12 protein-coding genes are annotated in these 16,687 nt (G+C 35.0%); 1 reads left to right on the top strand and 11 read right to left on the bottom strand.

Going from position 1 to position 16,687, the window contains the following annotated elements; translation table 11 throughout:
• Positions 1 to 460: 460 nt before the first annotated feature.
• Together G5B98_RS00300 and G5B98_RS00295 are read right to left on the bottom strand one after the other, a co-directional pair.
• The gene (locus tag G5B98_RS00300) at positions 461 to 4,255 is read right to left on the bottom strand and encodes a retention module-containing protein (protein WP_196088173.1); all 3,795 of its coding nucleotides are present in this window, start codon (positions 4,253 to 4,255) and stop codon (positions 461 to 463) included.
• 227 nt (positions 4,256 to 4,482) lie between these two features.
• Positions 4,483 to 6,477, bottom strand: a complete 1,995-nt coding sequence (locus G5B98_RS00295; RefSeq protein ID WP_269775688.1) for a type VI secretion system Vgr family protein — start codon at positions 6,475 to 6,477, stop codon at positions 4,483 to 4,485.
• A gap of 795 nt (positions 6,478 to 7,272) precedes the next feature.
• On the opposite strand from G5B98_RS00295, the gene G5B98_RS00290 reads away from it, so the two are divergent.
• The gene (locus tag G5B98_RS00290; RefSeq protein ID WP_103559559.1) at positions 7,273 to 9,420 is read left to right on the top strand and encodes a site-specific integrase; all 2,148 of its coding nucleotides are present in this window, start codon (positions 7,273 to 7,275) and stop codon (positions 9,418 to 9,420) included.
• 454 nt (positions 9,421 to 9,874) lie between these two features.
• On the opposite strand, the gene G5B98_RS00285 is transcribed toward G5B98_RS00290, so the two are convergent.
• The 9 genes from G5B98_RS00285 to G5B98_RS00240 all read right to left on the bottom strand — a co-directional run bounded on the left by G5B98_RS00285 (position 9,875) and on the right by G5B98_RS00240 (position 16,567).
• The gene (locus tag G5B98_RS00285; RefSeq protein ID WP_034965947.1) at positions 9,875 to 10,387 is read right to left on the bottom strand and encodes a hypothetical protein; all 513 of its coding nucleotides are present in this window, start codon (positions 10,385 to 10,387) and stop codon (positions 9,875 to 9,877) included.
• Positions 10,388 to 10,506: 119 nt separating this feature from the next.
• Positions 10,507 to 11,616, bottom strand: a complete 1,110-nt coding sequence (locus G5B98_RS00280; RefSeq protein ID WP_103559558.1) for an ABC transporter substrate-binding protein — start codon at positions 11,614 to 11,616, stop codon at positions 10,507 to 10,509.
• A gap of 17 nt (positions 11,617 to 11,633) precedes the next feature.
• Complete coding sequence (locus tag G5B98_RS00275; protein ID WP_021086681.1) at positions 11,634 to 12,581, bottom strand: aldo/keto reductase; 948 nt, start codon at positions 12,579 to 12,581, stop codon at positions 11,634 to 11,636.
• Between the two features lie 23 nt (positions 12,582 to 12,604).
• Positions 12,605 to 13,390 (bottom strand): ABC transporter ATP-binding protein, encoded by a 786-nt coding sequence (locus G5B98_RS00270; protein WP_009295486.1) that lies wholly within the window; start codon positions 13,388 to 13,390, stop codon positions 12,605 to 12,607.
• Entirely contained in the window at positions 13,387 to 14,409 is a 1,023-nt protein-coding gene (locus G5B98_RS00265) for a FecCD family ABC transporter permease (RefSeq protein ID WP_021086678.1), read from the bottom strand. The genes G5B98_RS00270 and G5B98_RS00265 overlap by 4 nt, the downstream gene beginning before the upstream one ends.
• 52 nt (positions 14,410 to 14,461) lie before the next feature.
• Positions 14,462 to 14,764 (bottom strand): transposase, encoded by a 303-nt coding sequence (locus tag G5B98_RS09275; protein WP_051282770.1) that lies wholly within the window; start codon positions 14,762 to 14,764, stop codon positions 14,462 to 14,464.
• Positions 14,765 to 14,813: 49 nt separating this feature from the next.
• Entirely contained in the window at positions 14,814 to 15,116 is a 303-nt protein-coding gene (locus G5B98_RS00255; RefSeq protein ID WP_021086679.1) for a hypothetical protein, read from the bottom strand.
• A 97-nt stretch (positions 15,117 to 15,213) separates the two neighbouring features.
• Positions 15,214 to 16,113: a L(+)-tartrate dehydratase subunit alpha gene (gene ttdA / locus G5B98_RS00245; protein ID WP_103559557.1), complete on the bottom strand. Its 900-nt coding sequence runs from the start codon at positions 16,111 to 16,113 to the stop codon at positions 15,214 to 15,216.
• Entirely contained in the window at positions 16,106 to 16,567 is a 462-nt protein-coding gene (locus tag G5B98_RS00240) for a DUF2809 domain-containing protein (protein WP_103559556.1), read from the bottom strand. Before G5B98_RS00240 ends, ttdA begins: the two co-directional genes overlap by 8 nt.
• Between the last annotated feature and the right edge of the window lie 120 nt (positions 16,568 to 16,687).

Raw genomic sequence — 16,687 nt, 5'->3', positions numbered from 1 at the left:
AGGGCTTGTCTATTGTACTGGGGTACAATAAAGACTAACCTGTAAATTAAGCTCAGCATTATTATTGACTGCGTTTTCGTTTATATTAACATGACCACTCAACTTAATCATCAAAAATTTTTAACATTATTGAAGTCGATAGTATCGTTACATATTCCACAATCGATGGCAGGATATTGGTTAAGCTCGTGCTATCTTTTACAATTTGATATTTCATTTTAGGTGTAACCCAAGTTAAAATAAAAAGTAGTAGAAAATACCTTTTATAAAGGTGGATTGATATTATTATTTTTTGTTGCTTATTTCGCTGTTCTCTACACCATCTAACTTATTTTATTGCTACGTTAACTAGTTGTTAAAGCCAAAAATTAGAACAGTTACTAGAATAATATAAGATTAAAAACTGTAGTAATTTTATTTGGAGTAAAACCCAAGAAATTCTTGGGTTTTAAATAAGATATTATAAATCCAGTGTAACGTTATTTTCTATTTTAATACTTACCGTTTCGCCATTTACGGTCGTAGAATACGTTCCGTCATTATTATTTTGCCATGAGGATGTATCTGTCTTATGAACGGTATCGTCGCTACCGCCTTTTACGGTAAGAGTATCACCGGTAGTTTTATTGACGTCTAGCACGTCTTGTGCGGTGATGTTTAGTTTTGCGCCGTATATACTCGTCATATCTACCGATTTTACGTTTTTATCCGTTATAGCAGATAGCTGGGATAGGTCCACGGTTTTATCGCCTTCCATATCGGTTATATTTACATCCCCGTTTGTATGAGTTATAGATACTTTGTTTTCAAAATTTAAGTTCTTAAATCCAGCAGAAGCTCCGTTTTTCAAAACTAAAGTATCATTACCCACATCCCCGTTTACGGCTATATTACCGGAATTATTTATACTGGCTCCGTTATCTATACTTATAGTGTCATTACCTTCATTTCCACGTACAGAAGAGTTCGTCAAAGTAGCTCCAGAATTTATATTTATAGTATCGTTTCCTTCGTAGCCATAAACGTGGCCTCCGTTTAGATGAGCACCGTTATTTATATTGATATTATCATTACCTTCGCCTGCACTTATATGCGTACCGCTTTCGAAACTAGACCCTGAATTTATATTTATAATATCATTACCGCTTCCAGTTCCTATTCCAGTTCCTTGCGTTGTTTTAAATATAGTATCAGTAGCATTTATAGTATCGTTGCCCTCTTTTGTCCAGATATTAGTATCGTTTACAGTAACTTTATATAAATTTACGGTATCATTGCCAGTTCCAGTATCAACCTTGACGTTTTTATTGTAGACATTGTCGACTTTGTCTAGATTTGTATTCCTTATCGTAACGATATCATCGCCGTCTCCACTAATAATTTTACCGCCAACATAACCTTCTTTGTTAACTCCTCCATCAATTTCTATAATATCGTTACCAGCATTGCCTTCAATGCTGCCGATCTTACCTTCAGTATTATTTTCAATATCGCCCTTGACGACAGCACCGTCCAAAACCCTAATCGTATCATCGCCCTCATTGCCATGAATGAATTCTTTTACGACGGTGCCTTTCCCTGTTACGGTTATATCATCATTACCCCATCTTCCGACTATACCGTCTACGTTTGCGCCCTTTTCTACTAGGATAGTATCGTCGCCACCTCTACCGTTTATGGCGCTAACGTATGTTTGGTTGTCAGATACGGTTATTTTATCATCGCCTTCGTCGCCCCTTACTTCTCCTGTTACTTTTGCGCCATCTTTTACCACGATCTTATCATCGCCGTCTCCGGCAAATATATGCTTCGCACTGGTTCCCGCACCGCTTAAAGTTATATTATCAGCATCGGCACCTTTGTCGATTATATTTATATGCTTGCCGTGCTTTGCTTGTTCATCCATTTCATATACATCATTCATTGTCTTTGTGTCGCCATATATTGCTCCATCTACTTTAGCACCGCCTTCTAAGGATATATTATCTTTTCCGGCATTACCATATATATTACCTATTACCTTGGATTCATTTTGTATAGAGATTGTATCTACGCCATCGCCGCCTTTGATAGCTTCGTATCTAATTATCTTTCCTTCATCATTCTTAATAGCTTGTCCACTTATTGTAGACTTATTTACGGTTATGATATCGTTACCGCCTTCACCTTCGATAATTCCGTTAATAACGCTATTGTCTGATATGTTTATGGTGTCATTATAACCTCCACCCCAAATTGTACCGTTAACGGTTGAATTTTTGATTGTTATAGTATCTTTGCCATTAACCGTATCAAAGACATCGTTTCCATCTCCATTAATACCCTCGAATTGACCTTTATTATATGAGTCGTCTCCATTAAAATTACCCTTGTCTTTATTGGTTGAACTTCCATAGAAACTACCTTTTCCGCCGACCGTTGAATCAGTTATATTTATTGTGTCGCCATCGGATTCAGCCCTTACACCGCCGACCTTAGAATTATTAGTTACGTTTATAGTATCGCTGCCTTTACCAGTAAAGATAGTTCCTCTTACGGTAGCATTATTTTCTACATTTACCGTATCTTTGTTTATACTATTTATATCTATATCAAAGGATACTGTAGCTTTGTCTTTTACAGTTACAGTATTAGTCCAATTTTCGTTTTTAAATCCTTCATTATGATTATATTTATAGCCCGTTACCCTACTTACAGCAGTATCTTCGCCCTCTATGGTTACCGTATTTTTACCATGACCTAGTTGAACGCCAGATCTTTGTTGAAATTGAGCTTCCATAGAGATTCTATCTTCATCGGTAATTTCGCGACCGTCTTTATATTTATCTATGCTCTTATATCTGGCAGATACATCTTCAATTCCTACAGTACCGACAGTAGCTCCGCCTTTTATGTTAATAATATCATCGCCGTCGCCGTCGTAAATTCCAGCTTTAACTTTGGCTTTATTTGTGATGTTAATAATATCACCGCCATCGCCGGCTATTATACCGCCTTGTCTTATCTTATAGCCAGTATGGTTTACTATTTCTTCGCCATTTACTTTCGTGCCTTCTCCATCTACGTTTATCGTGTCGTTGCCGCTACCGCTATTGATATTAGTTAAAATTTCCGCTCCATTTTTAACGTTGATCGTATCGTCTCCGGTTCCCGTAGAGATCATCTTAACCTTAGCACCGTCTACGGTTATATTATCAGCCTTATCGGATCCAAAAACTGAAGGTGCTTTGTCTCCTACTCTTACTATAGTATACGAATCGTCATAACTTGAAGTATCTGTATCTTTACCGACTATCGCTAGCTTTTTAGCTTTATCCGATCCTATAATAGTAGATTTATCTTTGCTTATAAACCAACCGTCTTGGTAATCGAATTTATCTTGATAATTTTCTATATAGTGTTTTTGTAGAAGTTTATCCCCTACGCTTATTTCGCCTTTATCTATAGTTAATCCGTCTACGGCGTCTTTAAATGCTTTTGATATATCTGAATCAGATATCTTCTGGGCCTGAGACGCATCACTAGTAGCCGATATAGAACTTTTATCTTCGCCCTGAACCGAATTTAGGTTCCTAAAATAATCATTGGATCTATCCAAGGACGGATCCATATCTCTATCATGTGTAGTATTGTAGTTCAAACTTGTTTCAGCATTTATTCCCAATTTTTCACTATTATTCCTACCCATCTCTATATTATATGCAGATGAAGGAATTTCCATCATTGTTGGAGGAGTTGGCTGTGGTTGTGGTTGAGACTCTGGTGTATCCTGCGTATCCAATCCACCTCCCCTTATTGCAGAATAATCACTTATATAACTACCTCCATTATCCGGTAAATTACCATAATTGGCGTATATGTTACTAATGTGGCCTCCTTCTGCAAAGCTAGTAGAAGATAAGCTTACGCCATCTCCACCATTACCACCTGCTTGTGGACCACCTGCAGCAGTTTCTTCTAGAGCATTAAGATCTGTTCCTTTTAAGATGGCTTGTTGTAAAGCTGAGATATCAGCTACTGTTTCGTTATTGTTAGAGTCTTGATCTAGAGTTAGAGTATCTTTACCTATTAAAGTTATATCTTTACCATCAGTTTGAGTTATTGTTACTTTAGAGTTAGAACCCTCTGTAACTATCTTTTCACCTTGGTATACAATATCTCCTACACTTAATTGTCTTACCTCTCCTGTTAAGTCATTAAGTGCTCTTGCTATTCCTCCGTTTACGCTTTTAACTACTCCGGCTTCTTTAGCCATCATGTTCTCCTTATTGTTATATTATTTGAAATTCTGAATGAATTATATAAATTTTTAAAAGGGCTTGTCTATTGTACCATGTGAAATATTTGTGTGACTATCTTTTATCGTAGCCCTAAAATTTAGCCTTTGCTTTTAAAATTCTTCGCATTAGTTTTAGTAGAAATTGATTTTATTTAAAAATTTAAAGACCTACTAAAATATAAAGCAAGTCTTTAAATATGATCTTATAAAGCCTTTATATCTCCACCGATAACTCTTAGCCCTCTACTATCAAATATCGCCTTTACGCCAGCTACTTCTATCACGACACTTGATCCCTCTATCGTTACTTTTGTACTACCTACTTGATGGATTATCTTATCTTTGGCATTTACTTCGTAGTTTGTTTCTATATTGCTAAATTTTGAATCAGCAATCTCTGTGTGCTGGGCAGCTGTTTTTGTTGTGAAATTTGACTTAGCATTTATATCAATGTAGCTATTTGCCTGAAGCACAATATGCTCGTTACTAAATTCATTTATACCTTTTTGTGAATTTAGCTTATAGCCACCATCTATATTTTGCTCTTTTGTGCCTTTTACCTCTCTCATCTCATCATTATGTATGGTCGTATTAAGATTTGATTTTACTTCTACAAATTTATCATGTCCCACAAATTCATGACTATCTTGACCTACTCTTGTATTGTTATCAACAGCTACGTTTAGCGTATTTGAGACACCCACTACTGTATCTTTTGAAAGTCCAACTGTTGTTAGATACTCGCCTCCGACATTTACGTTTTTAGCAAGATCTATCGTCTGGATGTGGGCTTTTTTTACTCGTTCAGTATAACTTCCATGTACTTGTGAGCTTTTGTCATTTAGTATTGTTTGAGAAAAGTCGTTATTTACAAGCTCGTCATAATCCTTTTCTGCTTTTACATAAATTTGCTCTTTATTTTTTAAATTTGATAAAGTGATCTCGTTTATGCCAGTCTCATTTGCGCCGATTGTCTTTGAGCTAAGAGATGTTTGATGATAGTTGCTATCTACATTTACAAGTGGCGTATTTGAGGCATTATATAGGCTACCGCTTACTACTGGGTTATCTATGTCATTTTGTAAAAAAGAGATGATAACCTCATCGCCGATCCTTGGTATGGCAAAAAATCCTGAGCTATTGCTAGCAATAGGCGTTATCACTCTTAGATAAGCACTCTTGTGATAGCTTGCGTTGATGGCATCGTCTTTATCGATTATCTCTTGCGTACTAAAAGCATTTAACCTCACCTTTACTCTACCATAGCTATCAGTATGGATCGTATTATTTTGGCTGTTTAGTCCATCTTGACCAACGACAAGACCTAGCGTGATGTCTGGTGCTTTTGGCTTTTGCTTGTAGCTTGGGACAAATTTCACACTACTTGGAATGATGCTTATCTTATTTGTGTATGAGCTTATAAATTTTTTATCTTTAAACGGGACATTATCGCCTAAATTTAAGGTATTTTCTAAAACACTCTCATCAATATAAGTATGCTTTAAAGCTATTATTTTAAACTCATATTCGCCCTTGCTAGCGTCAATGGCTACCGAGATATTGTCATTTAAATTTAGTGCAAATACATTTGAACTAGCGGTAAATTCTTTTAAAAGCATATCGCTTCTTAGTTTTTTAAGATAGGTGCTAACTTCAAGCAAACTAGTGTCACTAAATGAATACTCATCTAAATTTATATGCTTATCATAGATATTTACCTGTTCGTCAAATATCTTTTCATTTTTACTCTCTAGCACATTTGGATAAGCTGTATTTTGAAAAGAGTGCGTAAAGCTATTTGCTTTTAGCGTTTCGCTCTTTGTTATTTTATTTATGTGTTCGGTTGCTAGATTATTATTCAAATTTACATTAAAGCTTACTTTTCTAGCTTCCTTGCCACTGCTTGTATCGCTTGAAGTAAAATTTTCATTTTGATTGCTATAAGCTAGTATAAATGTATCATGAAAATAAATTTTTTCATTATCTTCATAAAAATATATACCGCTATCATGGCAAAGCCTTGTTATAAAGGCTAGGTCGCTCTCATTGTACTGGGCTATAAATTCTCTTTTGTTGTAGTTATTTTTGATATTTGAGAAGTCTAGCTCTTTGGTTAGTCTTTGTTTATTAAAAGCTAAAATATCCTTTACTACTTCTAAAATGCTCTGGTCTGTATAAATTCTATTTGCTCTATTTATATTTTGTATTTAAAAAATCTCTCCATTGTTTTGATATTGTCCCAATTGAATGCTTTACTTCTCGCAAAATTTGAGAAATTTGACGCGTATTTGGTATTATCGTCTCTATTTTTATTTATATCTCTATGATCTTGTATATCCATCAATCTTTGGTTTTCATGAGTTATGGTTTTTACTAGATCTTTCATATCGGTTATGTTTTTTGAAATTTATATAACTAGCACCGGTTCGCAAACTCGTATAACCTTTTATTTCTTCGTCATTATATCCTCTTTCATTTTTTGTATGTAAGACTGCGCAGTATAGTCTTTCTCAAAGCTTTCTTGAAAGCCTTTAAGAAAATTCTTTACAAAGGCTCTACTATGAAGCTCTTCATCTTTACTGTTAAGCTTACTGAAGCTTAACTGTTGGCAGTAGCTGGATATTCCTTGGGGTATTTTAAAGGTGACCTAAAATAAAAACTAGAAGCAAGAATTTAAAACAAATTTATTTTTATGGCATTACAAGGGTGATGACTTTATAATTGTTGGAATTTTTAAGAGGCTGTCCCACTTTAGTAACTAAGTGTTCCACTCTTAAAGGAAATTTTAAAGAAAGGGAAAGAACAAAAGCATCACTGCTAGTGCCTAAAATAGTGTGTTCTGGTGTCACGGGGGAGACTTGAACTCCCGACCTCCGGCTTATGAGGGTTTAAAAATAAACCTTATGTAAGCACCAAAAAGACGGCATACAGCCAGTTTTACACCAGGTATCTGCTACATTTTGCTACAAAGTTATATTGCATAGGTAATAAAGATGCAATATTTAGTCAAACGAAATGGCATATACTACTTTAGAGTAGCCATCCCACTATATTTGAGGCCTTATTTTGGTAATAAAACCGAATACATAACCTCCTTCCTCACAAAACGCTTTGATACAGCAAAAAATCGTGCTAAGATCTACTCTATAATTTTTAACGCGATCAAAAAGGCATGGAAGATGAATTTGAGCATCGAACTTATAGAGCACTTGGTGCTTATGCTCTTAAAAGCCAAGGAGGCCAAAAGTATCAAAGAGCATGATATGCTTGGCAGATATATAAATTTAGATGGACTACTATCACTAAATTTGTTTTTAAAACAGAGTTTAAAAGAAGATAGCTTACCCAGTGTCATATCAAAAGAGGTCGATGAGATCTGCAAAAAGCTATCTTGCACTGATCCTCATACAAAAAAGCTTCTTGGTAAAAGAGTGCTTGAGGCAACGATAGATAACATAAATCACATATCATATAAGATGTGTAAAAACCAAAAGCTACTAAATGATGAGCAACAAGCATTTGTGCCTCTTAACAAAAAGCACAAGAGCAAAAATTTAGATGATAATGCCAAAGATGAGATAGCAAAAGGCATTAAAGAGGCTAGCATAGATAGCTATCAAGACGACATAGAATCTTTAAAAAAGCAGAATTTGGTACTCCCTTTTACTAAAAAATCTCTAAAACACTCTGTTTGTGAGCTAAGAGATGCTATAAATGAGCTAGCAAAACAAAAGGGTGCACTCACACAAAACGATATCCTAAGAATATTTGGTTGTGAGTTATTGCCAGATGGAGATAATGAGCTAAGTGATGATCTAAAATTTGGATATGGAAATTTAAATGATCCTACCTTTGGTGGTCAGGTAAAGCTATATAAGGCAGATAAATATGAAGATAAAGGTATAGTTTTAAGTGATATTGAGGCTAAAGATCTTGCGATAGATGATACAAGTGATGCTAGTAACATGACTTTTAATGAAGCTATAAATTTCTTCCAAAAGCTCTTCTCGAATAGAGCTAAAAGCTTTAAATCACAGCTAATCTCATCTACTAAAAGCGAGAATAAGGCTGACACGGTCACACTAAAGAGTGCATTTGAAACCTATGTATCAAACACAAGCATTTCAAACAACTGGAGTGATAGCACATTTGGTCTTGTTAGACATGTAGGAAAGCTAATGTATATGAATTTTGGTGATGAACTAGATATTAAAAAGATAAAAAGAGATGATTTGCTAAATTTTAGAAATGTCTTACTGCAACTACCAACCAAACTCTCTCAAAATAGTCTCTATAAAGATAAAAGCTTAGATGAGATCATAGCTTTAGCAAAAGATAGACCAAAAATTTCTAAATCAACTATCAAAAAATATATTGTTAGAGTTAGTGAGTTTTTTAAATACTGCTACGATAGTGACTATATAGATAAGAACCCAGCTATAGATCTGCAAATAAGTATAAACCAGGATGACGTTACAAACAAAAATCCTTATGAAGATAGTGACGTAAACGCACTTTTGGATATTGTTAGTAAGATTAGATCAAGTGGAGATACCAAAAGCCAAAGGATCAGTAAAGATGAGCTATTTTTCGTTACTTATATAGCAGCTTATTCTGGCATGAGACTAAATGAGATAATCCAGTTAAACACAGATGACATAGTTGAAAAATATAACATAGTATGCTTTAGTTTAAATACAAAAATAGATGTAAAAACAGGCAAGAGCAAGACTTTAAAGACTAGAAACTCTGTAAGGATAGTGCCCATCCACTCTAAGCTAAGTAGCATTGGGCTGTTTGAATTTATAGAGAGTAAAAAGAAGCTAGCTAGGAAATGTGGCAAAGCAGTTAGGTTATTTAGCTGTGATAATAAAGACTTCTCTGAGTATTTTAGAAAGAAGATCAATACTAAAGTTATAAAAGATGGTGATAAAACAAGGACATTTCACTCATTTAGACACACTTTTATAAACAAGCTCATCCAAAGTGGTCAAAGAGTCGAGCATATAGCTGCTCTGGTAGGACACGAACAACAATACAAGATCACTATGAATACTTATGGCGAACCAGTAACTCCTAAAATTCTAAAGGATCTAGTAGAAGAGATAAATTTTTATCAAGAAGGGGAAGGGTGGGTGTAGTAAACTATTTAAAATGATGGCATTGTTAGAATAAATAGTAAAGGTTGATTTATAATTTAAGGTTATTTAAGATTCTAAAATTATGCTTAATTTTATAGCTTTTTAATATTTTGCTATATGTTATTTTATTTATCTTAAACGGATCAATAAACAACGAAAAGCATAAGCTGAACCAGCTTGCATCTATATTCTATATATGGTATTTGCTATCAAAAAGCCATCTTGTATTTCATTTGGGCGAGGATACTTTTTGTCCGACAAGTCAGACAAAAATACCTCGTTAGGGATAGTCCCTAAAACCCCATATTTATTATACAGCCTAAAAAATTACTGTATTTTGTTCCATAAGAACCAAACACTAATAACTCAAACGCATCTTTATTTTCAAAAAAATACCCTCCTTACTGGTTTGTCCAGTAAAGAGGGCACATATCAAAACCCTTCTCTTTTTCTTTTATAGAACTTTTGCGTTATATACTTCTTCGGGCTTAGCGGCCAATAGTCTTGCTGCCATATCTTTTTTCATCTGAATCAAAGTAGTCTCTTCTTCTTCACTTCTATCTTCTTTTCTTGATAATTCAATAAATTCTTTTAGTACAAAACCTGGCTTTATGGTTATAACGACTGTTTTATCTCTATACTTGAATTTAAAATAATATCTTCCATGGGGACTTTCTAAGACTTCTTCAGCTTCTTTTAAATTAATATCAACGGAAATTCTACCACCTGTTACGCATCTTGTTACCATTTCAAAAGCATCTAGCCCTCCCGGTCCCGGAAATGCTGTAATAAGATATATCTCTCTTCTTTCTAATAATTTCCCATCATCTAAAAGTGGAAAGGCTCTACTCATGACTTGAAATGCATGAGCTACTCCCCCGGGATAACCTACACCATGATAGTTTAGTAAATCATCAAAGCTATATTCTAATTCATGTCCTTTTTCTAATACTTTTATTTTATCCATGTTTCTTCCTTTCTTGTTAAAACTACTTCCTCAATATTGTAGCAACTTCATCATCTGATAATTTGTAATCATATTTCTAATACTTTTATTTATCCATGTTTCTTCCTTTCTTATTAAAACTACTTCCTCAATATTGTAGCAACTTCATCATCTGATAATTTGTAATCATATACATATTCAAAGAAATTCTTTAACTCTACTTCCATGTCCATATCTGAAAACAATTGTGGATACTGTATTTTTGCAGCCCATTTAACTGTAAGCGGAGTTTCAACCCCAGGAGGATCCCACCTATAAACACCTATAGGAATTTTGTATACTTGTTTGTTAGCTACAGCTTTAATTGTTGACCAGTCTCTACCTTCCTGCTTATTTTCAATAAAGTCTTCCGGCATTAAGTCTGAATGATTTCCTAAATAAATGATATCAGGGTTCCATACAATCATCTGCTCCATGTCCACTTCAGCCAATTTACCCTTAAGCTCGTGGGCCGGATTATGGGCTCCACTTGGTTTCATCCAATGGTCGTATGTTTTTACAGCTATTTTCATGTCACTATAAAACTCTATAACTTTTGGTTTATCTTCATCTTTTATTTCAGCTAACTTTGATGTTACTTCATTAATTCCTTTGTCCATATATTCAACTAATAAGTCGCCACGTTCTTTCTTTTGAAGTACTTCAGATATCATTTTTATATTTTCTTTTATACTGTCAAATTCTGCCCTCTTTAAAGCTACTACCTTAAGTCCTGCAGCTTCCATTTTTTCAATTTCTTTCTCAATATTCGAATAAATAAACACTACATCCGGTTTTAGCTTCAATAACTCTTCCACGTTAACAACTGAGTCTTTTGAACACCATTTAGTATTCGCATTAGCTAGTTGTGGATACATGTTTTTTAAAACACTTTCTTCAAAAGCTTTAATAGAAGATGGGTTGCATCCTACAATTTTATCTGTCTTTCCATCAATTGCATATATTATAGACGGAAGAGGCTTGTCCACCGTTGCAATTCTTTCCGGTGTTTTTTCAAATTTAATCGTTTTTCCTCTAACATCAGTAACCGAGTATTCGCTTTCTTTTACCTCTTTAACTTCTCGCACTTGACTAGCTTCTTTTTCCTTGTTTTCACTGATTTCATTTTTATTACTTTGAGAGCTGCCGTCACAAGCATTTAAAATTAATGCTAGTACTAAAAATAATAATAAACTAATCCTTCTTTTCATTTTTCCTCCTTTGAAAATTATACACTTAGTGGATAAACTCCAAACAAATCTGCAACTTCTTCTCTTAATATATGAGGTCTTTGTCTAAGAGCTTTGCCAACTTCTATCTTTCTTTCTAAATCAACTTGATTAATTCTTTCTTTTAATTTTCCTTCTTGTTCACTCCTTTCTTTAGCAGAGTAAGGTTCTTGATATAGGGTTTTAATAGCTTCATTAATTTCATCTTTTGAATTAAAGGTTCCCAGTACAGAATCTATAAAAGGAAAGGACAGAATATATGCATATGCCGCTTGAACCAAAGTTTGGTCTTCTTTTATACGAATAGCGTTAAATATATCTTCATAAAGCAACAAGTCTCCTGTTGCCAGCGGATTCATAGCTATTGTCCCTATATCTTTTTCATGAGTCTTCATTATTCCTTTTAATCTGTATTTGGAATTAATTATATTAAAGCCCTGTAAACTATAATCAAATTTATACTCCCCAATCATCTCAATTAGTTCTTTATTTTGTAAGTGTGAAGAAAAAGTAATATGCTTAATAAGTCCTTCTTCTCTTGCTTTTTCCATCTCTCTTATAGCTCCATAGTTTTTAGCTCCTCTCCATTCTTCAAAAGATTTTACACCCCAAAGACAAGTAAAGGAGTCAATACAACTTATTCCTAAATTCTTCAAAGAATTTTCAAGATTTTTTCGAAATGTTTTAGAATCTCCGGCATGTGTCTTTGACATAATATAAAATGGTTTTTTATGCTTCTTCATTTCTTTTATGGCTGCACCTAATATAAGTTCTGAACAATTGTTTCCATAAGTATCGCCGGTTTCAAAGAAATTTATTCCTTGTTTATATGCATAGAAGAAATTTTCTGCATGTTTATCTATATCTTGGGGATTCTTTAAGTGATGACTTCCCATAGATATTCTTGAAATTTGTATGCCTGTAGATCCTAATTTTCTATATTCCATTCATTAACCTCCTTCTAACAGTTCTATATGGCTTTATAAGGTGCAACTGTTTTGTATTCAACTTCTTCTGCTTGAAAAATTAAAATTTTAGCTTTGATCTGAAAATACTTTTGTAAGTTATCTTCAGTAATGGCTTTCGAACTTTCATCAAAGGTTGTTTTGTAATCACTACCGATAAACAAAGTTTTGTCAGATATCTGCAATGCATGACTAGGAAAATGAGTGTTTATTATGCAAGCAGATTTTTTATTTACATTTATATGTTTAATTGCCTCTATGATTCTAATTTGATTCTTCATATCCAGGTTTGACTCCGGTTCATCTAAAATAAGAAGTTTTGGATTAGAAACAAGAGCTCTCGCAATCATAACCATTTGAAGCTCTCCTCCGGATAGCTCATCACAGTATCTATTTGATAGCTTTTCAACTCCTAATTCTTTTAAAGTTTCATAAGCTTTATCATAATCTTCCTTCGTAGGGATATGGAAAAAACTGTTTTCCTTGTCTAAACCCATCACAACCATTTCTAAAACCCCATAACTAAACACACTTTTCTTAACTTGAGGAACATAACTTAAGTTTTCCCATAATTCTTTTTCTGCATATTCATTTATATCTTTGCCGAACAATAAGGCTTTTCCCGTGTCCCATTTTAAAAATCCCATAAGACACCTTAAGAAAGTAGTTTTACCCACCCCATTGGGTCCAAGAATGGACATTACTTCTTCTTCTTTTAAATCAAATGAAATATCTTTTAAAATTTTTCTCTTGTCATATGAAAAAGTACCTTTTTTAACTTGGAGTATCATCTTCTTTCTCCCGAATTCTTTCTAAGTATAGTTATGAATAATGGCGCACCTATAAATGCTGTTAATATTGAAATGGGAATTTCATTGCTTGTAGCTGCTCTTGAAAGGGTATCTATCAGTAATAAATAAATTGCTCCCATAACACAACAAGTTGGAATAAGGTACCTATTATCATTTCCGATAACCATTCTCGCCAAATGGGGAATTATTAAACCTATCCATCCTATAATTCCACATACAGAAACTGTAGTTGCAGTTATCAATGTTGAGAGTAAGATAACCACAATACGTAATTTTTTTACATTAATTCCTAAAGACCTAGCCTCATCAGAATCTAGAGATAAAAGATTCAATTTCCACCTTAATAGAAAGAAGCCGAAAATACAAGGTATTATTATTATTGAACAAATAACAAGATCTCTATAGGATACACTTGCTAAACTTCCCAGCAACCACATAGTGATAGTTGGAAGCTTATCTTCCGGATCTGCTATATATTTAATAAATGATATTGAAGCATCAAATAGTGACTTTACAATTACTCCGGATAAAACTAACACATACAAATCTGTTCGTTTTTTTACTCTGGATAGGTTTAAAACTATATAAACTGCTAAAAGCCCCAGAAGCAAAGAAACATGTTGAGTCACTATCATGTCTAGGGATAATAATATAGATAAAGCCGCCCCAAAACCTGCTCCTGAAGACACCCCTAGTAAGTCCGGGCTAACTAAAGGGTTTGAAAAAACAGTTTGATATGCTGCTCCTGCCAGTGATAGCCCTGCACCTACTAAAACTCCCATAAGTATTCTAGGTAGTCTTATGTCAATTACTACACTAGTTTCATGTACATCTAAGCCGCTAACATCTCCGGTTATTGTTTTGTATATAATCATAAATGCTTTATAGGGGCTAACCTGATATCTTCCTAAACAAATACAAGTTAGTATTAAAAGCAATAGCAATACAAAGAGAACCAATATGCATAATTTTTTATTCTTAAAGAAACCTTTCCCCATTTATCCACTCTTTCTAATTAATAGTAAAAATCTTTTATATAGTCTCCTATCCTCAATATAAAGAAGTTAACAAAATTTTTTTAGATATTTGCTCTAAATTAGGACTTAAGGATAAGTCATAAGAGATTATTTCATTTGTATACATATCAAGTATTGGTGAAATGTTGCATTTACCCCATGAAAAGTTAAATTGAGATACATCAGTACTCCATTTTTGTAACGGCTTATCAGCTTTAAAATTTCTGTCTATTATATTATCAGCAATCTTGCCTACTTTACCTTTGTATGAATGATATTTTTTCTTTACACTATTAAGAATCCTATTATGAGTTACTTCATAATCTCCGTTTGCCATGATTTACCCTCCTTTCTTTAAATGTAACTTGGTTGTATTATAGCACTTGTTATATTTGAAAGTCAAGATATTGATACGCATATTCATCTTTAAAATGGTCATCATCATACTCTTCATATACATAATCATAATTTAACCTAAAATGCACATTACCAATGTACGCATCTACCATTGTTGTGTTAGCAGTCGGTTTTTTAGTGTAGGCTTCGATAGTTAGGCTTGCTGGCAAAAAAGATTCTTGGTAAGTAAATTCACTTTTGGCAATAACACATTTTTCATTTAGGTATGAACTACAAAATTCTAAAAACTTAGCTCCTAATTCATCTGCTAGCTCTCTTTGTGTGCTAGCCAAATCTACAAACTGATGTGCCCCGTGAGGTAGATCACGTCGCCGATTTTGATATTTAAAAGATCCTCGGCGCTTATTGGCGTGGTTAAAATTTTCTTACTCATAGCGCGAACTCCTTGTGCGATTTTACGTCGAAATTTAGATCCGCATCCCAAACGATGTGACCCTTGCGGTGCGACCAACAGCCCACATTTACGGCAACAGCTATGACGCTTGGGTGGCGAGCACAGTTTTCTATATGCACGCCCATCACAGAGCTTGCACCACTCATACCTTGTGGTCCAAGGCCGATTTTATTTATGCCATCTTCGAGCAACTTTTCAGTTAATGCGGCTCGTTCGTTTGGATTTTTAGAGCCCAAAGGCCTCATAAGTGCCTTTTTAGATAGCAAAGATGCCACGTCGATCGAAGTGCCAACGCCAATACCCACTAGTAGCGGCGGACAGGCGTTTATGCCGTAGCTTGTCATTATATCCATGACGAATTTAACGACGCCCTCATATCCCATGCCAGGCATCAGCACGGTTGCTTTACCAGGCAGGCTACAGCCGCCACCTGCCATATAGGTGTGTATCTCGCACTCGCTACTATTTGGCACGATCTCCCAAAACACGCTCGGCGTGCCCTTGCCGACGTTTTTGCCGGTATTATACTCGTCAAATGTCTCGACGCTGTTATGGCGCAGCGGAGCCTCGCGAGTAGCTTGCAGCACCGCCTCTCGCAGTAGCTCTTCAAGCTCGCCGATGAGTGGGAAATTTGCGCCACATCTTACGAAAAACTGGATCACTCCAGTATCCTGACAGGACGGGCGGTTTAGCTCCTTTGCAAGGCGCTGATTTTCAAACATCGTTTTATAGATCTCCTTTGCCAGCGGCTGCGTCTCGCGCTCGCTAAGCTCAAGTAGCTTCGCAGTCACGTCATCAGACAGCACTTTGCCCGTGTAGCCGACAAATTTTGCCATGACCTCAGTCATCTTTTTTATGGATTTTTCTTTATCCATCGCTTCTCCTTTTTTCAAATTTTTCATACACGCCCGCCAAGATACAGCCAGCCGCGTAGCAGAGCAGATCAGCAAGATCGAACGTCCCGCCGATCATTATCTTTAAAATTTTATTTTCTATACCTAAAATTTGCACCACTCCAAAATACTGCGCAATCTCCAAAGCCGCCGCAAAAGTAAAAATTTTAAGCGGCAAATTTGATGGTGGCACGCTAAATATAGCCCTTGCTAAAGCGTAAAGCAAGATAACAGCCAAAACGTCGCCGAGGTAGTGTCGCACAAAGCCGCCCTTTACGCAGATCGCTATGTAAATTTCGACCGCCAAAATCAGTACCGCCGCGGCTAAAAACGCTAGCCTCGTTCTCACACTTTGCTTTGTTTGCAGCTTTTGCTCGTGCCTTACTGCGTCCTTCGGCTCGTTTGGTTTTTGCTCTCTTAAATTTTTCTCTCGCAACGCTTTCCTTTTAAATTTAGCCTTCAAATTTAGCTGTAAAAACCACGTTTCAAATCAAAGTGGGCTAAAACATCACATTTTTCACTTTGATTTGAAACGTAAATTTTTTTAATCTTTTTA

Origin of the sequence: Campylobacter concisus, from assembly GCF_015679985.1 — a bacterium.
In the GTDB taxonomy this organism is placed as follows: domain Bacteria; phylum Campylobacterota; class Campylobacteria; order Campylobacterales; family Campylobacteraceae; genus Campylobacter_A; species Campylobacter_A concisus_AC.
Note: the sequence above shows the minus strand (reverse complement) of the source record. Positions and strands in the feature narration are given on the sequence as shown.